This window comes from Streptomyces sp. CA189, from assembly GCF_056428985.1.
In genome coordinates this window covers 1-23816 of sequence record NZ_JBWJVM010000024.1, presented here as the reverse complement: position 1 = coordinate 23816, position 23816 = coordinate 1, and the positions used below count along the sequence as shown (strand labels likewise).

Annotated in this window: 22 protein-coding genes; 12 read left to right on the top strand and 10 right to left on the bottom strand. The window is 72.2% G+C overall.

What is annotated here, in order from left to right:
- Positions 1 to 106 precede the first annotated feature (106 nt).
- The 3 genes from AC061S_RS19600 to AC061S_RS19590 form a co-directional block, all read right to left on the bottom strand.
- Positions 107 to 481 carry a WhiB family transcriptional regulator gene (locus AC061S_RS19600; protein WP_374213444.1) on the bottom strand — a complete coding sequence of 125 codons (375 nt, stop codon included), beginning with the start codon at positions 479 to 481 and terminating at the stop codon, positions 107 to 109.
- A gap of 171 nt (positions 482 to 652) precedes the next feature.
- Complete coding sequence (locus AC061S_RS19595; RefSeq protein ID WP_478687253.1) at positions 653 to 1252, bottom strand: TIGR03086 family metal-binding protein; 600 nt, start codon at positions 1250 to 1252, stop codon at positions 653 to 655.
- Positions 1253 to 1320: 68 nt separating this feature from the next.
- Positions 1321 to 2004 (bottom strand): DUF1707 SHOCT-like domain-containing protein, encoded by a 684-nt coding sequence (locus AC061S_RS19590; RefSeq protein WP_478687252.1) that lies wholly within the window; start codon positions 2002 to 2004, stop codon positions 1321 to 1323.
- A 150-nt stretch (positions 2005 to 2154) separates the two neighbouring features.
- On the opposite strand from AC061S_RS19590, the gene AC061S_RS19585 reads away from it, so the two are divergent.
- Complete coding sequence (locus tag AC061S_RS19585) at positions 2155 to 3822, top strand: fumarate hydratase (RefSeq protein WP_478687251.1); 1668 nt, start codon at positions 2155 to 2157, stop codon at positions 3820 to 3822.
- 4 nt (positions 3823 to 3826) lie between these two features.
- On the opposite strand, the gene AC061S_RS19580 is transcribed toward AC061S_RS19585, so the two are convergent.
- From AC061S_RS19580 to AC061S_RS19570, 3 genes are all read right to left on the bottom strand, one after another.
- Positions 3827 to 4114, bottom strand: a complete 288-nt coding sequence (locus AC061S_RS19580) for a hypothetical protein (RefSeq protein WP_478687250.1) — start codon at positions 4112 to 4114, stop codon at positions 3827 to 3829.
- On the bottom strand, positions 4111 to 4467 hold the full coding sequence (locus tag AC061S_RS19575) for a hypothetical protein (RefSeq protein WP_478687249.1): 357 nt from the start codon (positions 4465 to 4467) through the stop codon (positions 4111 to 4113). Before AC061S_RS19575 ends, AC061S_RS19580 begins: the two co-directional genes overlap by 4 nt.
- A gap of 73 nt (positions 4468 to 4540) precedes the next feature.
- Positions 4541 to 4936, bottom strand: a complete 396-nt coding sequence (locus AC061S_RS19570) for a hypothetical protein (protein WP_478687248.1) — start codon at positions 4934 to 4936, stop codon at positions 4541 to 4543.
- Positions 4937 to 5036: 100 nt separating this feature from the next.
- Here AC061S_RS19570 and AC061S_RS19565 point away from each other — a divergent pair, with 100 nt between their 5' ends.
- Entirely contained in the window at positions 5037 to 5807 is a 771-nt protein-coding gene (locus AC061S_RS19565; RefSeq protein ID WP_478687247.1) for a glycerophosphodiester phosphodiesterase, read from the top strand.
- 82 nt (positions 5808 to 5889) lie between these two features.
- On the opposite strand, the gene AC061S_RS19560 is transcribed toward AC061S_RS19565, so the two are convergent.
- Positions 5890 to 7449, bottom strand: a complete 1560-nt coding sequence (locus tag AC061S_RS19560; protein ID WP_478687246.1) for a ricin-type beta-trefoil lectin domain protein — start codon at positions 7447 to 7449, stop codon at positions 5890 to 5892.
- Positions 7450 to 7556: 107 nt separating this feature from the next.
- On the opposite strand from AC061S_RS19560, the gene AC061S_RS19555 reads away from it, so the two are divergent.
- The 3 genes from AC061S_RS19555 to AC061S_RS19545 all read left to right on the top strand — a co-directional run bounded on the left by AC061S_RS19555 (position 7557) and on the right by AC061S_RS19545 (position 12269).
- Positions 7557 to 8984, top strand: coding sequence for a class II fumarate hydratase (locus tag AC061S_RS19555; RefSeq protein WP_478687245.1), 1428 nt, complete (start codon positions 7557 to 7559; stop codon positions 8982 to 8984).
- A 112-nt stretch (positions 8985 to 9096) separates the two neighbouring features.
- Positions 9097 to 9840 (top strand): cytidylyl-2-hydroxypropylphosphonate hydrolase, encoded by a 744-nt coding sequence (fomD, locus tag AC061S_RS19550; protein ID WP_478687244.1) that lies wholly within the window; start codon positions 9097 to 9099, stop codon positions 9838 to 9840.
- A 230-nt stretch (positions 9841 to 10070) separates the two neighbouring features.
- Entirely contained in the window at positions 10071 to 12269 is a 2199-nt protein-coding gene (locus AC061S_RS19545) for a SpoIIE family protein phosphatase (RefSeq protein WP_478687243.1), read from the top strand.
- 90 nt (positions 12270 to 12359) lie between these two features.
- Here AC061S_RS19545 and AC061S_RS19540 read toward each other — a convergent pair whose 3' ends face one another.
- Positions 12360 to 14615: a transglycosylase domain-containing protein gene (locus AC061S_RS19540; RefSeq protein ID WP_478687242.1), complete on the bottom strand. Its 2256-nt coding sequence runs from the start codon at positions 14613 to 14615 to the stop codon at positions 12360 to 12362.
- A gap of 309 nt (positions 14616 to 14924) precedes the next feature.
- Here AC061S_RS19540 and AC061S_RS19535 point away from each other — a divergent pair, with 309 nt between their 5' ends.
- Positions 14925 to 15836 (top strand): SPFH domain-containing protein, encoded by a 912-nt coding sequence (locus tag AC061S_RS19535; protein WP_478687241.1) that lies wholly within the window; start codon positions 14925 to 14927, stop codon positions 15834 to 15836.
- The gene (locus AC061S_RS19530) at positions 15833 to 16099 is read left to right on the top strand and encodes a type II toxin-antitoxin system antitoxin (RefSeq protein ID WP_478687240.1); all 267 of its coding nucleotides are present in this window, start codon (positions 15833 to 15835) and stop codon (positions 16097 to 16099) included. The genes AC061S_RS19535 and AC061S_RS19530 overlap by 4 nt, the downstream gene beginning before the upstream one ends.
- A 47-nt stretch (positions 16100 to 16146) precedes the next feature.
- Here the strand turns inward: AC061S_RS19530 and AC061S_RS19525 are convergent, their stop codons facing one another.
- Entirely contained in the window at positions 16147 to 17658 is a 1512-nt protein-coding gene (locus AC061S_RS19525) for a DUF2079 domain-containing protein (protein ID WP_478687239.1), read from the bottom strand.
- Between the two features lie 176 nt (positions 17659 to 17834).
- Here AC061S_RS19525 and AC061S_RS19520 point away from each other — a divergent pair, with 176 nt between their 5' ends.
- From AC061S_RS19520 to AC061S_RS19510, 3 genes are read left to right on the top strand one after another with little or no spacing between them, the layout of a single operon-like run.
- Positions 17835 to 18359: a PadR family transcriptional regulator gene (locus AC061S_RS19520; protein ID WP_478687238.1), complete on the top strand. Its 525-nt coding sequence runs from the start codon at positions 17835 to 17837 to the stop codon at positions 18357 to 18359.
- The gene (locus tag AC061S_RS19515) at positions 18356 to 19042 is read left to right on the top strand and encodes an ABC transporter ATP-binding protein (protein ID WP_478687237.1); all 687 of its coding nucleotides are present in this window, start codon (positions 18356 to 18358) and stop codon (positions 19040 to 19042) included. The genes AC061S_RS19520 and AC061S_RS19515 overlap by 4 nt, the downstream gene beginning before the upstream one ends.
- A complete protein-coding gene (locus AC061S_RS19510; protein ID WP_478687236.1) occupies positions 19039 to 21444 on the top strand; it encodes an ABC transporter permease in 2406 nt (801 codons plus the stop codon). Before AC061S_RS19515 ends, AC061S_RS19510 begins: the two co-directional genes overlap by 4 nt.
- A gap of 30 nt (positions 21445 to 21474) precedes the next feature.
- Here the strand turns inward: AC061S_RS19510 and AC061S_RS19505 are convergent, their stop codons facing one another.
- Positions 21475 to 22422 (bottom strand): hydrogen peroxide-inducible genes activator, encoded by a 948-nt coding sequence (locus AC061S_RS19505; protein ID WP_478687235.1) that lies wholly within the window; start codon positions 22420 to 22422, stop codon positions 21475 to 21477.
- A gap of 135 nt (positions 22423 to 22557) precedes the next feature.
- Between AC061S_RS19505 and AC061S_RS19500 the strand changes: the two genes are divergently transcribed.
- Positions 22558 to 23112 (top strand): peroxiredoxin, encoded by a 555-nt coding sequence (locus tag AC061S_RS19500; protein ID WP_478687234.1) that lies wholly within the window; start codon positions 22558 to 22560, stop codon positions 23110 to 23112.
- A 3-nt stretch (positions 23113 to 23115) separates the two neighbouring features.
- Positions 23116 to 23655, top strand: coding sequence for an alkyl hydroperoxide reductase (locus AC061S_RS19495; RefSeq protein ID WP_478687233.1), 540 nt, complete (start codon positions 23116 to 23118; stop codon positions 23653 to 23655).
- The last annotated feature ends 161 nt before the right edge of the window (positions 23656 to 23816 follow it).

Below are 23816 nucleotides of genomic sequence, written 5' to 3'. Positions count from 1 at the left end.
GGCACGGCACCACGGAAGGGGCGCTCCCGCGTGCGGCGGGGGCGCCCCTTCCGTGTGTCCCGCGACAGGACCGCGCGCTACGAGGCTTCGCGCCTGCGGGGCGCGCCTACGAGGCTTCGCGCAGCTCCCCCGCCCGGCGCCGCCGGCGGGCCAGCACCACCCGGCGCTCGGCGGCCGTGAGCCCGCCCCAGACCCCGTAGGGCTCGGGCTGGATCAGCGCGTGCTCCCGGCAGGCGACCATGACCGGGCAGCGGGCACAGACCCTCTTGGCGGCGTCCTCACGGGACAGCCGGGCCGCGGTCGGCTCCTTGGAGGGGGCGAAGAACAGCCCGGCCTCGTCGCGACGGCACACCGCGTCCGCGTGCCATGGGCCGTCCTCTTCCCTGGCCGGCACCCGCGGCTTCGGCACGACCGCCGCCGGGCGCCCCTGAAGACTCTGGACGGCGGCTACCTGCAGGGACTGGCGCGGCGGATGCGGCACGGTCTACTCCTGACGACGTATACGCGAGCGAGAGGCGACGCACCTGTCCCTACCCGTTGTGCGCGCCCCTATGCACCCTGTGCCGCTGATCCGGCCGGTTCGACCGAAAGGTGCTCCTGCCCCACCCGGCTCCGCGCGACCCCGCCCGGCCCCGCCCCCGACACCCGGACGTCACGCGACGGACGGCGTCCAGTCGGGGCGGCGGCCCAGGAAGGCGAGCAGCGCACCGGCCGGATCGGCGTCCGGATCGGGCGCGGGGGTGAGCGCCGGGGCGTACGCGAACCCGCGCAGCGGCTCGGCGAGCGCCCGGGCCGCCGGGGTCAGCGCCGCCGCGAGGGCGGGGGTCAGCGGCGAGGCCTGGCCGGTGGCGACCGCGAGGTCCCAGGCGTGGACGGCCGCGTCGAGGGCGGCCGCGGCGACCGCGGTCTCGGCGCGGAGGGTGAAGGGAGGCAGCGGCAGCGCCACCTCGGCGGTGCCCGGCTCGACCCCGGCGAAGGCCTCGGTGGCGGCGTCGAGGGCGGGCTCCAGCAATGCGGCGGGGCTGCCCGTCAAGGCGCCGGTGGGCGCGAAGGGGTCCTCGGCCGGCCCCGGCCCCCCGGTGAGGCGGCCCGCGTAGGCGAGCTGGTCGCCGGCGGCGTGCTGGAGCACTTGGCCGACATTCCACTGGTCGCACGGCGTCGGCGCGCCCAGGGCGGCGGCCTGGATGGCGCCGACGACGGAGCGCAGCGCCTCGTGCGCCTGGTCGAGAAGGTCCCACTTGGATGCGGCCATGGGCGGACCCTACGAGTACTTACCGGCCAAAGGGGCTTGTTTCAGCGGCAGTTGCCCACGTGTCGACCTTACCGGGTGCCCTCCCAGCCCTTGCGGATCCTGTTCGCCAGGTCCACCAGGCGGGCGCCGAGCTTGGGGCGGGCCTCGATGTTGCCCAGCAGTGCGAAGCCGCGGACGATCACGACCGGCGCCTGCGGGTCGGTCTCCCCGCGCCCCTCGCCGTGCACCTCGAAGTTGCCGAGGACCCCGCTCCCGTAGCCCCGCAGGGTGACGTTCTCCGGGACCAGGATCTCGACGTTGCCGAGGATGCTCGTCACGTTGATCTCGGTGACCTGCTGCTCGAAGACCGCCTGGGTCAGGTCGATGCTGATGTCGCCCATGACGGAGACCGCGCGGGTGTGCGCGCCCGGCCGCCAGCGGCCCTTGCGGGAGGAGCTGCTGCACACCGCCACGACCGTCTCGACCGGGGCGCCCGCCGGGGCTCCCACGGCGTACGCGACCTCCGGCCGGGTGCCCGCGCCGGGCGCGGGCAGGTCCCGCACGAGCACGTCCAGCTCGGCGACCGTCTTCAGCGCGTACAGCGAGTCGAGCCGCTCCGAGTGCTCCTCGGCGTTCAGCCGGCCCTCGGCGACGGCGTCGGCGAGGATCTGCGCGATCCGGTCCCGGTCCGCGTCGGAGGCGCGCAGCCCGGGGGCGGGCGCGGGGGCCGGCGCGGGGGCCGGCGCGGATGAGGGCTGCTTTTCCAGGTCCACGCGACCCAGCATAGCGAGACACGATAGATCGCGATACTGGCCAGTGAGCCTTACCTCACAACAAAAGCCGCCGGAAGAGGTCCTACGCTGGTTACCGCGCTGCCAAACGGTCGTCAGCGCCGTCTGCCGAGTGAGGGAATGACTGCCGTCATGCCAGAGTTTGCGTACACCGACCTGCTGCCCCTGGGCGAGGACTCCACCCCGTACCGGCTGGTGACCTCCGAAGGCGTCTCGACCTTCGAGGCCGACGGCCGTACGTTCCTCAAGGTCGAGCCGGAGGCGCTGCGCAAGCTCGCCGAAGAGGCCATCCACGACATCCAGCACTTCCTGCGCCCCGCGCACCTCGCGCAGCTGCGCCGGATCATCGACGACCCCGAGGCCTCGGCGAACGACAAGTTCGTCGCCCTCGACCTGCTGAAGAACGCGAACATCGCGGCGGCCGGCGTGCTGCCGATGTGCCAGGACACGGGCACGGCGATCGTGATGGGCAAGCGCGGCCAGAACGTCCTCACCGAGGGCGGCGACGAGGCGGCCCTCTCCCGCGGCATCTACGACGCGTACACCCGCCTGAACCTGCGCTACTCGCAGATGGCCCCGGTCACCATGTGGGAGGAGAAGAACACCGGCTCGAACCTGCCCGCGCAGATCGAGCTGTACGCGACCGACGGCGGCGCGTACAAGTTCCTCTTCATGGCCAAGGGCGGCGGCTCCGCCAACAAGTCCTTCCTCTACCAGGAGACCAAGGCGGTCCTCAACGAGGCCTCCATGATGAAGTTCCTGGAAGAGAAGATCCGCTCGCTGGGCACGGCGGCCTGCCCGCCGTACCACCTGGCGATCGTGGTCGGCGGCACCTCGGCCGAGCACGCCCTCAAGACCGCGAAGTACGCCTCGGCCCACTACCTGGACGAGCTCCCCACCGAGGGCTCCCCGCTGGGCCACGGCTTCCGCGACGAGGCCCTGGAGCAGCAGGTCTTCGAGCTCACCCAGAGGATCGGCATCGGCGCGCAGTTCGGCGGCAAGTACTTCTGCCACGATGTCCGCGTCGTCCGCCTCCCCCGCCACGGCGCGTCCCTCCCGATCGCGATCGCCGTCTCCTGCTCCGCGGACCGCCAGGCCACCGCGAAGATCACCGCCGAGGGCGTCTTCCTGGAGCAGCTGGAGCGGGACCCGGCGCGCTTCCTCCCGGAAACCACTGAAGAGCACCTCGCCGACTCCGCGGACGTGGTCTCCATCGACCTGAACCAGCCGATGGACGACATCCTCGCCACGCTCACCAAGTACCCGGTCAAGACCCGCCTCTCCCTCACCGGCCCGCTGGTCGTGGCGCGCGACATCGCGCACGCCAAGATCAAGGAACTGCTGGACTCGGGCGCGGAGATGCCGCAGTACCTGAAGGACCACCCGGTCTACTACGCGGGCCCCGCGAAGACCCCCGAGGGCTACGCGTCCGGCTCCTTCGGCCCGACCACGGCCGGCCGCATGGACTCCTACGTCGAGCAGTTCCAGGCGGCGGGCGGCTCCAAGGTCATGCTGGCCAAGGGCAACCGCTCCCAGCAGGTCACGGACGCGTGCGGCACGCACGGCGGCTTCTACCTCGGCTCCATCGGCGGCCCCGCGGCGCGCCTGGCCCAGGACTGCATCAAGAAGGTCGAGGTCCTGGAGTACGAGGAGCTCGGCATGGAGGCCGTCTGGAAGATCGAGGTCGAGGACTTCCCGGCCTTCATCGTGGTCGACGACAAGGGCAACGACTTCTTCGTCGATCCCGCCCCGGAGCCGACCTTCACCCACATCCCGGTCCGCGGCCCGGGCCTGGCGTAACGACTCACCGTGCCGGGGCGGGCGAACGTCCCGCCCCGGCTTGCAGGCAGGTCACCTGCCGAACGTAGACGCACTCGCTCCTGGGAACGATCAGGTAGACGAACATGCCGTCGTCAAGGTTCATGACGGCGCCCTTCGGCCCCATCTCGCGGTAGGCGGCGCCGCCGAGGTAGAGCGCCTCCGCTGCTCGCACCAGCTCGTCGGCGGCTCGCGCCACTTCCGCAACGAAGGCCGGTGGAGCGCCTCCGGTGACGTACTCCTCACTGGGGTCGTACTCCCACCTCCAGGTCACTCATCCACCGCCTGCGCGGCCTCGGCCTCGACAGCGGACAGTTCATCCATCGCAGGGCGGAAGCCCGGATCTTCTTTGCCGATAGTGCGGTGGATGGTGGCCAGGGCGTCATTCCGGCGGGCGAAAAGATCTGGACGCCGTTCGATCTCCACCTCGCGCATCCACCAGTCGAGCCAGTGGGTAAGGTGGCCGATCTTCCCGCTGCGGATGGCGGCGGCCAGCGCGTTCTCCTTGTGCTGCTCCAGCTCCGCCAAGCGGTGCGGGGCGATGCGGGCGAGGGCGACACGCACGGCCTCGGGGGTGCGCTCGGGGCGCGGGATCAGCGCCGCGCCGTGGTCAGGCTGTGTGGTCACGGTGTCCTCCAAGGGTGGCCCGGCCAGGGTAACCACTCCCGGGCGCCGCGGAGCTGGAGCGCCGGGCTCGCGCCTACTGCGTACGGGCCCTGAAGCCGGACTCCCGGAGAAGGGCCGTCAGGTGGCGGGCCTCCACCGGGGTGGCGGGGTAGCCGTCGCGGACGGCGGGCAGGAGCTCCTGCATCGTCAGGCCGAGCTCGTCGCGGAAGGCCTTCAGGGCCGCGCTGCCGGCGCCGCCCACCCGGAGCAGGACCGTGCCCTCGGCCGCCACCACGGCCGCGCGGACCTCCTCCGGGGGCCGGCCCCAGCCTTCGTCGCGGTTGCACGTCTCCGGGGCGCCGAAACCGCAGGTGTCGCACTCCCACTCCGACCTCCACAACAGCCGGCCCCGCTCGATCAGCTGCCACGCGTGGAAGACACAGCGCGGGCAGGGCTCGCAGTACGAGATCAGCATCATCGGCTCCGGCATGGCGCCACCCTCCCCTGCCCGGAAGGGTCACCGCATCCGGTTAACGTCGGGGACACGACCCCGCACCAGCGCGTTCACCCCGGTTTGCAAGGATTTCCGTATGGCAGCGACGACCCACCTCCCCCCGGCCCGCGCCACGCGGGTCATCGCTCATCGCGGGGCCTCCCACGAGCATCCCGAGCACACCATGGCCGCCTACCGGCAGGCCATCGCCGACGGGGCCGACGCGCTCGAATGCGATGTGCGCCTCACCGCCGACCACCGGCTGGTCTGTGTGCACGACCGGCGGGTCGAGCGGACCTCCGACGGGCGCGGGGTCGTCTCCGAGATGACGTACGAGGAGCTGCGCGCCCTCGACTTCGGGGCGTGGAAGGGGTCCGGGCACGCCGGGGCCAGGGTGCTGCTGTTCGAGGACCTGGTCAAGGAGGCGCTGGCCGCGCCGCACCCCGTCGGGCTGGCCGTCGAGACCAAGCACCCCACCCGCGCGGGCGGCCGGCTGGAGGCCGAGCTCGTGCGGGTGCTCGGGGAGTACGGGCTCGCCGACGGCTCCGCCGGCCGCGTCGAGGTGATGAGCTTCTCCCGGACCGCGCTGACCCGAATGCACCGCCTCGCGCCGGGGCTGCCCGCCGTGTACCTGATCGAGCGCAGGGTCCGGCCGGTCCGTCCCCCGTACGCCACCCACGCGGGCCCGGGCATCGAGCTCGTACGGCGGGATCCGGGGCTGGTGGGCCGGCTGAAGGCGAAGGGGCTCCGGGTGCGCGTGTGGACCGTGGACGAGCCCGAGGACGTGGAGCTGTGCGTCCGCCTGGGCGTGGACACGCTCATCACCAACCGGCCCCGGGACGTACGGAAGCTGCTGCTCGACCTGTGAGCACCCGGCCGGGGTGCGCCGGCCGGGTGTGGGGGGTCGTACGGAACGTCGGACCCACGGGGGCACGGGTCCGGTGGCGGGGTTACACGAAGCGCTGGTTGGCCGAGCCGTTGCAGGTCTGGAGGCGCAGCGGCTCGTGGGCGGCGGCCACCGTCAGGCACATGCCCGGGGCGGCGGCGGGCCGGAAGGTGGCTCCGTCGCGGACGAACTGCTGGTTGGCGCCGCCGTGGCAGTTCCAGATGATCAGCGCGGTGCCGTTGCCGTAGGTGGCGCCGGGTGCGTCCAGGCAGCGGTCGTGGGTGAGTTCGATGTGGAGGGACTTCTTCGCGGAGTCGTACCACCAGCCCTGGTTGCGGCCGCCGTGGCAGTCCCAGCCGAGGACCTTGGTGTTGTTGGCGCTGGCGCCGCCGTTGGAGTCGACGCAGTTGCCCGTCGCCTCGTTCTTGAGCGGCTTGTACAGGTCGTCCCAGGCCCCGGCCTGCAGGACGGGGGTGCCGGTGCTCGCCGGGTCGGCGCAGGAGGCTTCGCGCAGGCCGGAGGCGTAGAGCTGGGTCAGACAGGACGCGAAGGCGCCGTGGCCGCGGTAGTTGGGGTGGAAGGACTGGCGGGCGGTGTTCTCGTCCCACGGGAAGTGGTCCCCGAGGTCGAGGTAGAGCCCGCGGGCCCAGGTGTCCTCCATGCAGACCTCGTGGCCGTGGAAGAGCCGCGAGTTGTCGAGGTAGGTCGCGCCCGCGGCGAGGGCGGCCGCGCGCATGCCCTTCTCGAAGGTGGGCACCGCGTAGTTGCGGCCCCAGGTCGCGTCGGAGTCGTAGCCGGCGCAGCCTCCGGGGAGCTTGCCGGGGAAGTCGGGGTTGTCGTTGAAGTCGGGGCCGATCGGGCTGGGGTAGCCCATCACGACCAGCTTGTAGTCGGAGTCGGCGTAACCGGCGTCGCGCATGACAGACTTCAGGTCGCCGATCGTCGACTGCACCTTGGGCTTCAGCCCGTCGACGCGCGCCTGCCAGCCCGGCGCGTACTTCGGCTCGCAGGTGCCCTGGCTGAGCACCCAGCGGGTGACGCAGTCGGTCATGACCGGGCCGAACTGCAGGTCGTCGTTGGCCCCGGCGACCAGCACCACCATCTTGATCTTGGTGTTGCGGGCCTTGACGGCCAGGCTGTCGCTCTGCACCAGCTCGTCGGCGTACTGCTTGCTGCCGCCGATCTTGATGTTGCCCGTGTAGCCGCCGGAGCAGGCCGCGTTGAAGGTGTAGTCGGCCGCGATGCCGGTGCGGTGGATCGCCGCGTCGGGCGACCGGTGGCACTGGTTGGACGGGGTGTTGGTCGCGGGGTCGTAGTTGCCGACGCCCTCGCCCGAGATCTCGCTGTCGCCGAGCGAGATCAGACCGGTCTTGCGGTCCGCGAGCGGGCGGATCGCGGAGTCGCCGTAGATCTTGACGGCCTCGGCGGCCCGGATGGCCTCCAGCTCGGGTGTGAGGGGTGTGGCCGCGGCCACTGCGGAGGACCCCGCGGAAGGCCCCGCGGTGGTCGCCGCGTGGGCCATGGGGGTGATGGCGGTGACGCCCCCGAGGGCGGCCGCCGCCGCCGCGACGGCGGCGAAGGTAGATCTGAGCCTGATCCTTGATTGTGTACGGGCACGTGCCATGAACGCCTCCCCGATCTCGGTGTTACCCCCGGTATTTACTGGCCGGTAGGCGAGTTGGGAACAGTCCGAACAAGACAATTGCTCAACTTTTTGAGGAGGCACCACAGATGACCGACGATCAGCAGCAGACCGGCGACGGCCGCGACACCCCTGAGGGGTTCCGCATCGAGCACGACTCCATGGGCGACGTACGGGTCCCCGCGCACGCCAAATGGCGAGCTCAGACCCAGCGCGCCGTGGAGAACTTCCCCATCTCCGGACAGCGGCTGGAGCGCGCCCACATCGAGGCGCTGGCCCGGATCAAGGCCGCGGCGGCCGCCGTCAACGCCCGGCTCGGCGTGGTCGACGAGGACATCGCCGCCGCGATCGTCTCGGCGGCCGCCGAGGTCGCAGAGGGCCGCTGGGACGAGCACTTCCCCGTCGACGTGTTCCAGACGGGTTCCGGCACCTCGTCCAACATGAACGCCAACGAGGTGATCGCCACCCTGGCCGCCGAACGCCTCGGCCGCGCCGTCCACCCCAACGACCACGTCAACGCCTCGCAGAGCTCCAACGACGTCTTCCCGTCCTCCATCCACATCGCCGCCACCGCCGCCGTCACCGGCGAGCTCATCCCCGCCCTGGAGCACCTGGCCGGCGCGATGGAGCGCAAGTCCGCCGAGTTCGCCCAGGTGGTCAAGGCCGGCCGGACGCACCTGATGGACGCCACGCCGGTCACCCTGGGCCAGGAGTTCGGCGGGTACGCGGTCCAGCTCCGCTACGGCGTCGAGCGGCTGCGCGCGGCGCTGCCGCGGCTGGCCGAACTGCCGCTGGGCGGGACCGCCGTGGGCACCGGGATCAACACCCCGCCAGGGTTCTCCGCGGCCGTGATCGCCGAGGTGGCCGCGGCGACGGGGCTGCCGCTGACCGAGGCCCGGGACCACTTCGAGGCCCAGGGGGCCCGGGACGCCCTCGTCGAGACCTCCGGAATGCTCCGTACGGTCGCCGTCTCGCTCACCAAGATCTGCAACGACCTGCGCTGGATGGCCTCGGGCCCGCGCACCGGATTGGCCGAAATCAATCTCCCGGATCTCCAGCCGGGGTCCTCGATCATGCCCGGGAAGGTCAATCCGGTCGTCCCGGAGGCCGCGCTGATGGTCGCGGCCCAGGTGATGGGGAACGACGCGGCGGTCGCGGTGGCGGGCGCCGCGGGCAACTTCGAGCTCAACGTGATGCTCCCCGTGATGGCCCGCAACCTCCTGGAGTCCATCCGGCTGCTGGGCTCCGTGAGCCGCCTGCTGGCCGACCGCACCGTGGACGGAATCACCGCCAACACGGCCCGGGCCAGGGAGTACGCCGAGTCCTCGCCCTCCGTGGTGACCCCGCTGAACCGGTACATCGGCTACGAGGAGGCCGCCAAGGTCGTCAAGAAGTCCCTCGCGGAGCGCAAGACGATCCGCGAGGTCGTCCTGGAGTCGGGCTACGTGGACCGCGGCGACCTCACCCTGGAGCAGCTCGACGAAGCACTGGACGTGCTGCGGATGACCCGGCCCTGACCCCGGCGCGGCCACCCCGCCCCGGGGTCCGGATCCGGTCGTTTCCCGCCCTCGGACACCTCGGTGACCTGCAGCGCAGCGATCCTCCGGACCCCCGCCCTAAGATCTGCCCATGACAGGTACCGGAGGCCGCGGGGGCGGCAGTGCGCGGAGCTCGGCACGGGACTCGGCACGGAGTGCGGAGCGGGGCGCCGCGGAGGGCGCCCGCTGGGCGCCCGGGGAGCAGATCCTCTGGCGCTACCGCGACCACGCGCCCGACGCGAAGGGCGCCGTCCACATCTGCCGGCCCGTGACCGTGGTGACCGACACCGACGAGCTGCTCGCGGTGTGGATGGCCCCCGGGACCGAGTGCGTCAAGCCGGTGCTCGCCGACGGGACCGCGGTCCACGAGGAGCCGCTCGCCACCCGGTACACCGCGCCGCGGACCACCGTACGGTCACGCTGGTTCGGGGCGGGCGTGCTGAAGCTGGCACGGCCCGGGGACCCCTGGTCGGTGTGGCTGTTCTGGGAGCACGGCTGGCACTTCAAGAGCTGGTACGTGAACCTGGAGGAGCCGCGGACCCGGTGGTCCGGCGGCATCGACTCCGAGGACCACTTCCTGGACGTCTCCGTCTACCCGGACCGCACCTGGAAGTGGCGGGACGAGGACGAGTTCGCCCAGGCCCAGCGGTCCGGTCTGATGGACCCGGAACAGGCCCGGCGGGTGCGCGAGGCCGGTCGCGCGGCGGTGGACGTGATCCGGGCCTGGGGTCCGCCGTTCTCCGAAGGCTGGCAGGATTGGCGACCGGACCCGGCCTGGGGCGTACCGGCCCTGCCGGAGGACTGGGACCGCACTCCGGCGCATATGACGTCATGAGACCCTTGATGCGCCCCCGGGGGGCAATCGTAGGATCGTCCTCCGCCGGGGCGTCGGCGGTCAAATGTCGCCAGCAGCACAGCATTTGACCTAGGCCGACGCGATAGCGAGAGGTAACGAGCGGGACGCGGAAACGCGGGGTGATGGTGTCCCCGCCGCTGAGCGGGTATACCGCGACTGACCGAGTTGAGTGCAGCGCACATCGAGCGCAAACGGACGGAATGCCACGCGTGACGGAGTACCCCACCTCTCAGGAGGGCCCCCAGCCGGTTGCCTCCGGCGGTCGGACGGACGAGCCCGGCCACGGCACGGAGGAACTGGGCCACGGCAAGGCCCCGCTCCCGGCGGCCGAGGCCGTACGCACGCATGCGCAGCCCCAGGCGGCGGACCTGCCCCGCCCCCGCGCCACCGCGGAGGCACCGTCCGCCTCCGACGGGGCCGGGGAGCCCGGCGATGCCGCGCCCGGCCAGGGCGCGGCCCGGGTACGGGCCGGCCGTGACACGGCCGCGGCCGCGGAGGCGGGCAGCGCCCGCACCCGCGACGCCGAGGCCGCCCGCGAGGCGCAGGGCCGGCAGGCCGGCGGCATCGGGGCCGACGCGACCATCGCGCGGCGGGAAGGCGACCGGCTGCGGTTCGTCGGAGCCGCCACCCGGCGGATCGCGCGCGGGATCGACCTCGACGAGATCGTGCTCGGCCTGTGCCGGGCCACCGTGCCCACCTTCTCCGACGCGATCCTCGTCTACCTGCGCGATCCCCTCCCCGTCGGAGACGAGCGGCCCGTCGGACCGGTCGTTTTAAGGCTCCGTCGAACCGACCGGCTCCGGCCGATCGACGAGTTCACGGGAGCGGGGGCCGGAGCGGGAGCGGCGGCCGGAGCCGGCCCGGCCGGCGTGATGACCCCCGACGGCGAGCTCGACTTCAGCCAGCTCGCCCTGGTCGGCCCGCAGGGTGACCTGCCCGCGGCCGAGCTCTGCGAGATCCGCCCCGGCGGGGCCCTCGCCGAGGTGCTGCGCGGCGTACGGCCCGTCTTCGGGTCCTCCGCCGCCGCCCGCGCCGCCCTGCCGGAGCTGCTGGGCGCGGACCACCCGGTCCCGCGCGGCCAGCGGGCCATCCTGGCCCCGCTGCGGGGCCGCCGACGCGTCATCGGCGCGGCGGTGTTCCTGCGCACCCCGGAGCGGCCGTCCTTCGAGACGAACGACCTGCTGGTCGCCGCCCAGCTGGCCACCCACACCGCGCTGGGCATCGACAAGGCCGTGCTCTACGGCCGCGAGGCGTACATCGCCGACGAGCTCCAGCGCACGATGCTGCCCGACAGCCTCCCCCAGCCCACCGGGGTCCGGCTCGCCAGCCGCTACCTGCCCGCCGCCGAGACGGCCCGGGTCGGCGGCGACTGGTACGACGCCATACCCCTGCCCGGCAGCCGGGTCGCACTCGTCGTCGGCGACGTCATGGGCCACTCCATGACCTCCGCCGCGATCATGGGACAGCTCCGTACGACGGCCCAGACGCTGGCGCAGCTCGACCTGCCGCCCGCCGAGGTCCTGCACCACCTGGACGAGCAGGCGCAGCGCCTGGGCTCCGACCGGATGGCCACCTGCCTCTACGCCGTCTACGACCCGGTCTCGCACCGGATCACCATCGCCAACGCCGGCCACCCGCCGCCGGTCCTGCTGCACCTGGGGGGCCGCGCCGAGGTGCTGCGCGTACCCCCCGGCGCCCCCATCGGCGTCGGCGGCGTGGACTTCGAGGCCGTGGAGCTGGACGCCCCGGCCGGGGCCACCCTCGTGCTGTACACCGACGGCCTCGTCGAGTCCCGGCTGCGGGACGTCTGGACGGGCATCGAGCAGCTCCGCGAACGCCTGGCCACCACCGCGCAGCTGACGGGCCTGGACCATCCGCCGCCGCTGGAGGCCCTGTGCGACGACATCCTGGACATGCTCGGCCCCGGTGACCGGGACGACGACATCGCGCTGCTCGCGGCCCGGTTCGACGGGATCGCGCCCAGCGACGTGGCGTACTGGTTCCTGGACCCGGAGGAGACCGCTCCGGGCCGGGCCCGCCGGTTCGCCCGCCGCGCGCTGGCGCGCTGGGGGCTGGAGGAGCTGGAGGACTCCCTGGAGCTGCTGGTCAGCGAGGTCGTGACGAATGCCGTGCGGTACGCCGAGCGGCCCGTGACCCTACGGCTCCTGCGGACGGACGTACTGCGCTGCGAGGTCGGCGACGACTCCCCGCAGCTGCCGCGCCAGCGCCGGGCCCGGGACGACGACGAGGGCGGCCGCGGCCTGTTCCTGGTCAACCGGATGGCCCGCCGCTGGGGTGCCACCCGGCTGAGCAGCGGCAAGGTCGTCTGGTTCGAGCTCGCGCTGCCGGCCGCACCGGGCAAGCCGGGGGCCCCGGCCGCCGCACCGGGCACGCCGGACCGCCGCTGACCGGACCGCCACCCGGTCCCGTACGCACCACTGCCCCGCCGGCTCGAAGCCGCGGGGCAGTGGTGTGTTCGGGACCGGGTCCTGCGGTGCCTACCGTTCGGGCGCCAGGTTCGGCGGCGAGGGCTTCGACGAGCCCGACTTCGTCGGCGTCGGGGTCGGCGTCGGCGTGGGAGTCGGCGTCGGGGTCGGCGTCGGGGTCGGCGTCGGCCGGCTCGGCGTCCGGCTCGGCGACGGCGTGCCGCTGGTCGGCGGCTGCGAGCTCGCGGACTGGCTCGGCGTGCTCGACGGGCTGATGCTGGCACTCGGCGACTGGACCTTGCCCATGTCCGCCTCGTCCAGGTCGAAGGAGCCCGTCTTGCCGCCCTTGAGCGCGGCGAGGGTGTATTCCTTCCAGATCGCGGCCGGGAAGCTGGAGCCGCCCGCGCGTCCGCCGCCGGCCGTACCGGTCAGGCTGACCTGGGTGTGGGTGCCGGGCTCGTCTCCGAACATCGCGACGACGGTGACCAGTTCCGGGGTGAACCCGGTGAACCAGGCGGCCTTGTTCTGCTCGGTGGTGCCGGTCTTGCCGGCGGCCTCGTAGGCCGAGCTCTTCACGGCCTCGCCGGAGCCGTCCTCGACGACGCCGGTGAGCACCTTGGTGACCGTGTCGGCGGTCTTGCGGCTGATGGCCTGGTCGCCGATGGCGCGGACCGGCTTGTACTCGCGGTCCGCGTGCTGGGCGGACTTGATGATGCTCGGCGTGACCAGCTTGCCGTGGTTGTCGAGGGTGGCGTAGACGCCGGCCATCTCCAGGGTGTCGGCGCTCATGGTGCCGAGCGACATGGCCGGCTGGTCCTCGGGCCAGCCGTCGCGGTCCTGCATGCCGAGCTCGAGGGCGGTCTTCTTCACGTTCCTCGGCTTGACGTCCACGATCATCTGGGCGTACACGGAGTTCACCGAGGAGTTGGTGGCGGACTGCACGGTCATCATCGGGTTGCCGTAGTCGCGGTCGTCCTGGTTCTGCGGGTTGAACGGGACGCTGCTGCCGACCACCGGGCGCTTGCTGGTGCCGTCGTAGAGGGTGTTGGGCGTGATCGGCTTCCCCTCCTGGGTTCTCGCCTTGCCCTCCAGGGCGGAGGCCAGCACGACCGGCTTGAAGGTCGATCCCGGCTGGAAGTCCTTGCGCAGGGCGTTGCTGGCCCACTGCTCGCCCTGCCCGGTGCCGCCGTACATCGCGACGATCGCGCCGGTCTTCGGGTCCACGGAGGTGGCGCCCGCCTGCACGGCGGCGTCGACCGGGCGGCCCTTGCGGTCGAGCTTGGATTCCAGCTCGTCGTGGACGGCCTTCTCCAGCGCCGCCTGCTTCCTCGGGTCGATGGAGAGGGTGATCTCCCAGCCGCCGGCCTTGAGCTGGCCGTCGGTCATGCCGGTCTGCCGCTTGAGCTCCTCGTCGGCGGCCTGGATCAGGTAGCCCTTCTGGCCTTCCGTCCCGCTGGGCGCCTTGGGCTTGATCGGCTCCTGGAACTTCATCTCCTGGCGCTTGGCCGGGTCCAGCTTGCCCATCTCGACCATGTTGTCGAGGACGCCGTTGAAGCGGATCATGACCAGCTGCTTGCCGTTCGGGCCGGCGGTCGCCCAGTCGTACTGGCTGGGCGCCTGGAGGACGGCGGCCAGGTACGCGCCCTGCTCCAGGGTCAGCTTCTCGGCGTCGACCCCGTAGTAGGCCTGGGCCGCGGCCTGGATGCCATAGGCGTTGCGGCCGTAGAAGTTGGTGTTCAGGTAGCCCGCGAGGATCTGGGGCTTCTCCATCTCCTGGTCGACCTTGAGGGAGATGATCAACTCCTTCAGCTTGCGGGTCGCCGTCTGGTCCTGCGTCAGGTAGAAGTTCTTGACGTACTGCTGGGTGATCGTCGAACCGCCGGCCTTGCCCTTGCCCGTGACGGTGTTGAACACGCCGCGGGCGATGCCCTTGAGGTCGATGCCCTTGTCGCTGTAGAAGGACTTGTTCTCGATCGCGATGAAGGCCGTCTGCACGTCCGCCGGGATCTTGTCGATCGAGACGATCTGGCGGTTCATGTCGCCGACGCGGGCCATGATCGTGCCGTCGGCGAGCTTGTAGACGTTGTTCTGCGTCAGCGCGTTCTTGTTCGGGTTCGGCGGCTCCACATAGAAGTAAAGGCCGATCAGGGCCGCCATGCCGAGCAGCACCGCCCCGAAGAAGGTGCCGAGCAGCTTCTTCCAGGTGAAGAAGCGGCGTATGCCGGCCGGCTTGCCGCCCGGCTTCCCGCCCTTGCCCTTGCCGCGCCCGCGCGGCGCTCGTCGCGCACCGCGCTGCTGCTGCGCCTTTCGCGCTTCTGCTCGGCCCATCGCTCCCGCTCCGCTCGATAACCCCCCGACGTCAGCTCAGAAAGCTAACACCGCAGGCTGTGACAAAAACCGGCCACCCGATGCCCATATCGGGCAATTCGGACGTGAGAATGAGCACCCACCCCACCGGAACCGACGCAGCCGGAGCCGGTGAGGTTGCCGGGCGCCGGGCCACCTTCCCATCAACCCGCCCCCACGCGCCCCACGCACCCCCCACCCAACTCCCATCCGACTCCCATGCCGCCCGAAAAAGTGATATCACTTTGCTAAGCGGCTCGACCGGCCGCCACTGAAGGAACGGGGCATTTGATGACGAACACCATGGGCGGCACCGAGACCGGCGTACGGGAGTTCCCCGCGCGGAGCGTGGGCGGCGGGCTCGCGCTGCTGCTCGGCCTGGCGGGAGTGGCCGCCGGGACGGGCCTCATCGCGCTCGGCGCGGTGTCCGGGACCGACGGAGCCAAGATCGCCCTGGTCGCGGCGGGCGTCGCCCTGGCCCTCGCCGCCCTCATCGCCATGGGCGGGCTGAACACCGTCGCGCCGGGCGAGGCCCGCGTGGTCCAGCTCTTCGGCCGCTACCGCGGCACCGTCCGCACCGACGGACTGCGCTGGGTCAACCCGCTGACCTCCCGCCGGCGCCTGTCGACCCGGGTCCGCAACCACGAGACCGCCGTCATGAAGGTCAACGACGCCTACGGCAACCCGATCGAGCTGGCCGCCGTCGTGGTGTGGCGGGTCGAGGACACCGCGCGCGCCGTCTTCGAGGTCGAGGACTTCACCGAGTTCGTCGAGACCCAGACTGAGGCGGCCGTCCGGCACATCGCGATCGAGTACCCCTACGACGCCCACGAGGACGGCGGCCTGTCGCTGCGCGGCAACGCCGAGGAGATCACCGAGAAGCTCGCCGTCGAACTGTCCGCCCGCGTCGAGGCGGCCGGCGTCCACATCATCGAGTCCCGCTTCACCCACCTCGCATACGCCCCGGAGATCGCCTCCGCGATGCTCCAGCGCCAGCAGGCGGGTGCGATCGTCGCGGCGCGCAAGCAGATCGTCGAGGGCGCGGTCGGTATGGTCGACCTCGCCCTGAACCGCCTCGCGGAGCAGGACATCGTGGACCTCGACCCGGAACGGAAGGCGGCGATGGTGTCCAACCTGATGGTGGTCCTGTGCGGTGACCGTGCGGCCCAGCCGGTGATCAACACGGGCACCCTCTACCAGTGAGCCCCGACGACGGCGCCCACTCCCCCGCCGAGGGGCCGGCGCCGGCCCCCAAGGCCGGCCGGCAGGCCCGCAAGCAGGTGCTGCTGCGGCTCGACCCGCAGGTGCACGACGCGCTCGCGCGGTGGGCGGGGGAGGAACTGCGCAGCGCCAACGCGCAGATCGAGTTCCTGCTCCGCCGCGCCCTGGCCGAAGCCGGCCGCCTCCCCGGCGGGGCGGGCCCCATCCCGCCCCGCGGCCGCCCCCGCGCCTCGCCGGATTCCTGAAGCCGCCCGGCGGACCCCGGACCGGCCGTCGAACCCCGGACGGCCCGTCAGGAAGGCCGGTTCAGCAGGACGAAGCCGTCCTGCTCGGCCGCCGTCCGGTACCCCTGGACCCGCGCCCGGTCCAGGGCGAGGGACTCCTCCACCACCGACAGCGGCCACCGCCGCTCCGGCGCCACCCCGGTGTCCACGATGATCCACTCGGGGTCGACCCGGCTGTCCGCCCAGCCGTACAGGCTGACGCTCGTACGGTTCACCAGGTGCGGTACCAGCCCGTCCGAGGCCTGGACCGTGGCTCCGTCCGGGATCCGGTCCATCAGCCGCTGCGCCACGGCGACCCGCGGGTCGGTCCGCCAGAAGGCCGGCTTCCCCAACTGCCCCAGCGAGTGCACCGGCAGCAGCAGCACGCAGACCCCGGCCGCGCCCGCCAGGTAGCGCCGCAGCCCGGCGGCGGTGGTGCCGCGCCGCTCCAGGGCGTCGACGAAGGCCGCGAAGACGATCGGCATCACCGTGAGGGAGTAGTGGTACCCGGTCCCCCAGTGGACCGGGTTGTCGGAGATCCCCCGCCACAGCAGGCCCGGTACGGCGATCAGCACCAGCGGGGAGCGCAGGGCCAGGAACAGGGTCGGCGCGAGCACCGTCAGCAGCGTGGCCACCTTGGTGTCGGGGGTGACCAGCCCGATCGTGGCCTTGAACAGCAGGTCCCCGAGGCCTCCCCCGGCCCCCGCCGCCTCCCCCGCTCCGACGGCCGCTTCCGCGCCCCCGCCCAGGAAGGAGGCGTAGAAGTACGAGCCGCTCGGGCTCAGGGCCGGCAGCACCACCGTCATGGCCAGCAGCGTCCACGCCGCGCCCGTCGCGGCGAGGGCGATGCCCAGCCGGCGCCCGCCCCGGCCGCCGCGCCACGCGATGAGCCCGCCGATCGCGGCCACGGTCAGCCCGAGGTCCTCCTTCACCAGCACCAGCGGCAGCGCCCAGCACGCGGCGGCGCGCAGCCGCCCGCTGCCGAGCGCGGCCAGCGAGCAGGCCAGGAGCGGGACGGCGAAGGCCCATTCGTGGAAGTCGAACCCGATCGCGTTCGCGAGCCCCCAGGAGAGCCCGTAGCAGAGCCCGGTCACCACGGCGGCGGCGTCGCCCAGCGTCCGGCGCGCCCAGAGGGTCAGAGGGAGCACGCTCGCGGCGATCAGCGCGGCCTGCGCCACGAGGAGGGTCCGCGGTGAGGGGAAGAGCAGGTAGAGGGGGGCCAGGACGGCCAGGACCGGGCTGAAGTGGTCGCCCAGGACGGGGAAGTCCGGCCCCTTGACCTCCGAGACCGGCAGCCGGCCCTCGGCGTAGGAGCGGACGGCCTGTTCGAAGATCGCCAGGTCGAAGCTGTGGGAGTGCAGCCGCGCGTGGGTCCGCAGCGACAGCACCGTGTAGACGAGGAAGAGCCCGCCGGCCAGCGTCCACACCCACCACGGGACCGACCGCGGGGCCTCCCGGGAGGGCTCCGCCCCCGACTGCCCCTCGGGGCCCGACTGCTGGGGCGGGAGCGCTGCGGTGACGCCGGCGGGAGGTGCGTGCATGGCGGGCCTTTCGGGTGCGGGGCCGATGCCCACAACGTGCCAGCCGCCCCGGGCCCCCGTCCCGATCCGCGCTCCGGACGCCCAACGGTCCCTACGAATGGGTGCAAAGCATCCGAAGATCATCTCTGCACCGCGTGTATACATCGAGCGTATACACCGCGTGTATAGTCATCGGCATGTCCATCAGTCACGCACTCCTCGGCCTCCTGGAGGCCGGTCCCCGGCACGGTTACGACCTCAAGCGGACCTTCGACGAGAGATTCGGCCACGACCGGCCCCTGGCCTACGGGCAGGTCTACTCGACCATGTCCCGGCTGCTGAAGAACGGTCTGGTCGAGGTCGACGGGGTGGAGAGCGGCGGCGGCCCCGAGCGCAAGCGGTACGCGATCACCGACGCCGGGATCACCGACGTCGAGGGCTGGCTCGCCCAGCCCGAGAAGCCCGAGCCGTACCTCCAGTCGACCCTCTACACCAAGGTCGTCCTCGCCCTCCTCACCGGCCGCAGCGCCCAGGAGCTGCTGGGCACCCAGCGCGCCGAGCACCTGCGCCTGATGCGCATCCTCACCCAGCGCAAGCGCAAGGGGGACCTCGCCGACCAGTTGGTCTGCGACCACGCCCTGTTCCACCTCGAAGCGGATCTGCGGTGGCTCGAACTCACCGCCGCCCGCCTCGACCAGCTCGCCCAGGAGATACGCCGATGACCCCGGCCGGCACCCTGCTCAGCGCCACGGACCTCCGCAAGGCCTACGGCACCACCCACGCCCTCGACGGCGCCGAATTCTCCATCCACGCCGGCGAGGTCGTCGCGATCATGGGACCCTCCGGGTCCGGCAAATCGACCCTGCTGCACTGCCTCGCCGGGATCGTCACCCCCGACTCCGGCACCATCACCTACGCCGGACGCGAGCTCTCCGCCATGAACGACGGCGAGCGCAGCGCCCTGCGCCGCGGCGAGTTCGGCTTCGTCTTCCAGTTCGGCCAGCTCGTCCCCGAGCTCACCTGCGTCGAGAACGTCGCCCTGCCGCTGCGCCTCACCGGCGTGAAGCGCAAGCAGGCCGAACGGACCGCCCTGGAATGGATGGAGCGGCTCCAGGTCGACGACCTCGGCCGCAAGCGCCCCGGCGAGGTCTCCGGCGGCCAGGGCCAGCGCGTGGCCGTCGCCCGCGCCCTCGTCACCAGCCCCCGGCTGATCTTCGCCGACGAACCCACCGGCGCCCTCGACTCCCTCAACGGCGAGCTCGTCATGCAGCTCCTCACCGAGGCCGCCCGGTCCACGAACGCCGCCGTCGTCCTCGTCACGCACGAGACCCGCGTGGCCGCGTACTCCGACCGCGAGATCGTCGTGCGCGACGGCAGGTCCCGCGACATGGAGCGCGCGGTATGAGTCACGGGAACCACGGCAAACACAGCAGCCCCGGCGGACCCGGCGGGCAGGGCGCACTCGCCGTCTGGCTGCGCGACCTCGGCCTCGGCGCCCGCTTCGCCTTCGGCGGCGGCCGCGAGGGCTGGACCCGTACCCTCCTCACCGGCGTCGGCGTCGGCCTCGGCGTCGCCCTGCTGCTCGTCACCAGCGCGATTCCCAGCGCCATGGCCGCCCGCGACGCGCGCGGCGCCGCCCGCCAGACGTTCACCTCGCCCACCGCCGAGCAGCCCGGCCCCGACACCCTGCTGATCACCGATGTGAACCAGTCGTACCGCTCCCACGGGGTCGACGGACGGCTCGTACAACCCGAGGGTCCGGACGCCCCGCTGCCCCCGGGCGTGAAGAAGTTCCCCGGCCCCGGCGAACTGGTCGTCTCCCCCGCCCTCGACAGGCTGATGAAGACGGGCGAGGGCAAGCTGCTGCGCGACCGCCTCGACGGGAAGATCGTCGCGACCATCGGCGAGGCGGGCCTGGTGGGCCCCGGCGACCTCTACTTCTACGCGGGCAGCGACCGGCTCGCCGAGCTCCAGAAGGAAGCGCCCACCTACATCCAGCGGGTCACCGCCTTCGAGAACACCGTGGAGAAGGAGGGCCTGGACCCCGTCCTCACGCTCCTCGTGGTGCTCACCTTCGTCGCCCTGCTGATGCCGGTCGCCGTGTTCATCGGCGCCGCCGTCCGCTTCGGCGGTGACCGCCGCGACCGCCGGCTCGCCGCCCTGCGCCTGGTCGGCGCCGACGCCCGGATGGTCCGCCGGATCGCCGCCGGCGAGGCCGCCGCCGGATCGCTGATCGGCCTGGCCCTGGGCACCGGCTTCTTCCTGGCCGCCCGCCGACTGGCCCCGGCCATGGACCTCTACCAGCGCAGCGTCTTCCCCTCCGACCTCAACCCGGCGCCCTGGCTGGCCGCGCTCATCGCACTGGCCGTACCGGCCGCGGCCGTCGCCGTGACCCTGTTCGCCCTGCGCGGCGTGGTCATCGAGCCGCTCGGCGTGGTCCGTACGACGACCCCGGGCAAGCGCCGGATCTGGTGGCGGCTGCTGCTCCCGCTGGCCGGACTCGGCCTGCTGGCCCCCCTGATCGGCAAGGGCAACGACAGCGGACAGTTCAACCAGTGGCAGGTCTCGGGCGGCGTGGTCCTGCTGCTCGTCGGCATCACCGTCCTGCTCCCCTGGGTGCTGGAACGGGTCGTCGGCCGCATCGGCGGCGCGGGCCCGGTCTCCTGGCAGCTGGCCGCCCGCCGGCTCCAGCTCACCAGCGGCAGCTCCGCCCGGCTGGTCAACGGCATCGCCGTCGCGGTCGCCGGAGCCATCGCCCTGCAGATGCTCTTCGCCTCCACCGAGGACTCGTACACCCGCGAGACCGGCCACGACCCCACCCGGGCCTCGATCTCCGTCATGCAGCGCTCCCGCGGCGGGGGCGAGGCCGTCGCCCAGGCCCTGACCGGGACCAAGGGCATCACCCAGGTCGTCGCGGAGTCCTCGACCAATGCCGGGCGCAGCGCGGGCATGAGCTACTCGGACACGGCGATCTCGGTGACGACCGGCACCTGCGCCGCCCTCCAGGAGTACGCGGAGCTGCCCTCCTGCAAGGACGGTGACGCCTTCGTCATCGCCGGCGGCGGCGCTCCGAGCGGCATGACCGGCGATACCGCCGAGCCGGGCGAGAAGCTGTTCGCCGGGAACATCTTCAAGGAGGACGAGGGCGACGGCGCGAAGCCGGTCGCCTGGACGGTGCCCGCCGACGCCCGCACCGTGCAGGCCCGCAAGGGCCCCATGGGCGAAACGCTGACCGGGCTGCTGGCCACCCCGGCCGCCGCTCCGAAGGGCATGGGCGGCTACCAGTCCTCCCGGGTGTACGTGAAGCTAGACCCGAAGGTGCCCGACGCGATGGAGCTGGCCCGCAACGCCGTCTTCAAGGCCGACCCGCTGTCCGTCCCCATGACGATCCAGGCCACCGAGGTCAACGACCGCTACTCCTCCATCCGGACCGGCCTCTTCGTGGGCTCCGCGCTCGTGCTGATGCTGATCGGCGCCAGCCTGCTGGTCTCCCAGCTGGAGCAGCTGCGCGAACGCAGGCAGCTGCTGTCGGCGCTGGTCGCCTTCGGCACCAAGCGCTCCACGCTCAGCCTCTCCGTGCTGTGGCAGACCGCCCTCCCGATCGGCCTGGGTCTGGCCCTGGCCACGGTGGTCGGGCTCGCGCTCGGCACGGTGCTGATGCAGATGGCGGGCGCCACGATCCGGATCAACTGGACCGCGGTCCTGTCGATGATCGGCATCGGCGGCGGCGTGGCCGTCCTGGTGACCCTGCTCAGCCTGCCGCCGCTGCTGCGCCTGATGCGCCCGGACGGGCTGCGCACGGAGTAGCCGCCGTACGCGACCCGCCGCGCCCGCTCCTCAGTCCGTCAGCCAGACGGGGAGCGGGCGTACGGCTTCGCGCAGCGCGTCGGCGACGGTACGGAACTCCTCCTCACGGGCCGTTCCCGTCCGCATGGCCAGCGCGATCCGCCGCGAGGGCGCCGGTTCGGCGAAGTACCCGGTGGCCAGGTGCTCGTTGCGGGCGGTCTCCAGGCGCAGCGCGGTGCGCGGCAGCAGTGTGACGCCGAGCCCCCCGGCGACCAGCTGTACGAGGGTGGACAGGCCGGCCGCGGTCGTGGTGACGTCCGCCCCGGCGGTGCGTCCCGCGTCGTGGCAGATGTCGAGGGCCTGGTCGCGCAGGCAGTGCCCCTCGTCGAGAAGCAGCAGCCGCAGCCCGCGCAGTTCCTCGCGCGGGATGTCCTTGCGGCCGGCGAGCGGGTGATCGCGCGGCGCGAGCAGCACGAAGTCCTCATCGAAGAGAGGCAGTTCGGTGACCCCGGGCATCCCGAGCGGTACGGCGAGCAGCAGCAGGTCGAGCCGCCCGCCGGCCAGCCCCTCCAGCAGCGAGGCCGTCTGCTCCTCGTGCACCTGGAGGTCGAGCCGCGGGTAGCGCCGGTGGAAGAGCCCGAGCACGGTCGGCAGCAGGTACGGGGCCACGGTGGGGATGACCCCGAACCGCAGCGCCCCGGTGAAGGGGGCCCGTACCGCCTCGGCCTCCTCCAGCAGCCCGCCCATCGCGTCGAGGACGGCCCGCGCCCGCCCCGCGATCCGCTCCCCGGCGGGCGTGAGCAGCACCTTGCGCGTGGTCCGCTCCAGCAGCCGCACGCCGAGCGCCTCCTCCAGCGCGGCCACGGCCCCGGAGAGCGCGGGCTGACTCATCCCGATCGCGGCGGCCGCGTCCCGGAAGTGCAGCTGCTCGGCCACGACGACGAAGGCGCGGAGCTGCGCGAGCGTCGGCTGCTTCGCTCCCCTGCCGGCTACTGCCACTGATAGGGACCTCCGATCATTTGTCACTAGGCTAGCTATTTCTGCAATCAATGTGGCTGTGTCAGCATGTGAGATACGTCCAACCCCCTCGGAAAGCCCCCAAAAGGGTCACTTTCCTTTCCGCAAGGAGAGCGCGTGCTCACTGTCGGCGACCAGTTCCCCACCTACGACCTGACCGCTTGCGTCTCGCTCGACGCCGGAGCCGAGTTCGCGCAGATCGACCACAAGACCTACGAGGGCAAGTGGAAGATCATGTTCTCCTGGCCGCTCGACTTCACCTTCGTGTGCCCGACGGAGATCGCCGCCTTCGGCAAGCTGGACGACGAGTTCGCCGACCGCGACGCCCAGATCCTCGGCTTCTCGCTCGACTCCGAGTACGTCCACCACGCCTGGCGCAAGGACCACGCCGACCTGCGCGACCTGCCCTTCCCGATGATGTCCGACATCAAGCGCGAGCTCTGCGCCGACCTCGGCATCCTGGGCTCGGACGGTCTCCCGATGCGCGCCGTCTTCATCGTGGACCCGAACAACGAGATCCAGTTCTCCATGGTGACCGCCGGTTCCGTCGGCCGGAACCCCAAGGAGGTCCTGCGGGTGCTCGACGCCCTGCAGACCGACGAGCTGTGCCCCTGCAACTGGACCAAGGGCGAGGGCACCCTCGACGCCGGCGCGCTGCTGGCCGGTGAGTGAGCGATGTCCCTCGACTCCCTGAAGTCCGCCCTGCCGGACTTCGCCAAGGACCTGAAGCTGAACCTCGGCTCGGTCATCGGCAATCAGGACACCCTGACGCGGCAGCAGCTGTGGGGCACCGTCCTGTCCTGTGCCATCGCCGCCCGTTCCCCGCGCGTCCTGCGTGAGCTGGAGCCGGAGGCCAAGGCGGCCCTGTCCCCGGAGGCGTACACCGCCGCCAAGTCGGCCGCCGCGGTCATGGCGATGAACAACGTCTTCTACCGCACCCGCCACCTGCTCTCCGACCCGGAGTACGGCAACCTGCGCGCGGGCCTGCGGATGAACGTCATCGGCAACCCCGGCGTGGAGAAGGTGGACTTCGAGCTGTGGTCGCTCGCCGTCTCCGCGATCAACGGCTGCGGCCAGTGCCTGGACTCGCACGAGCAGGTCCTGCGCAAGGCCGGCGTGGACCGCGAGACGGTCCAGGAGGCCTTCAAGATCGCCTCGGTGATCCAGGCCGTCGCCGTCACCCTCGACGCCGAGGCGGCCCTCGCGGGCGAGTGACACCCGGACCGCAAGAAAGGGCCCCCGCAGCCGCGGCGGTTTCTAGGGGTCGTCGCAACACGTGGTTGGTTGTTCAGGCCGCGAGGAGTTTATGCAGGCGCTCGGCTGGGGTTTCCCAGCCGAGCGTTTTGCGTGGTCGGCCGTTGAGCTGGGCGGCGACG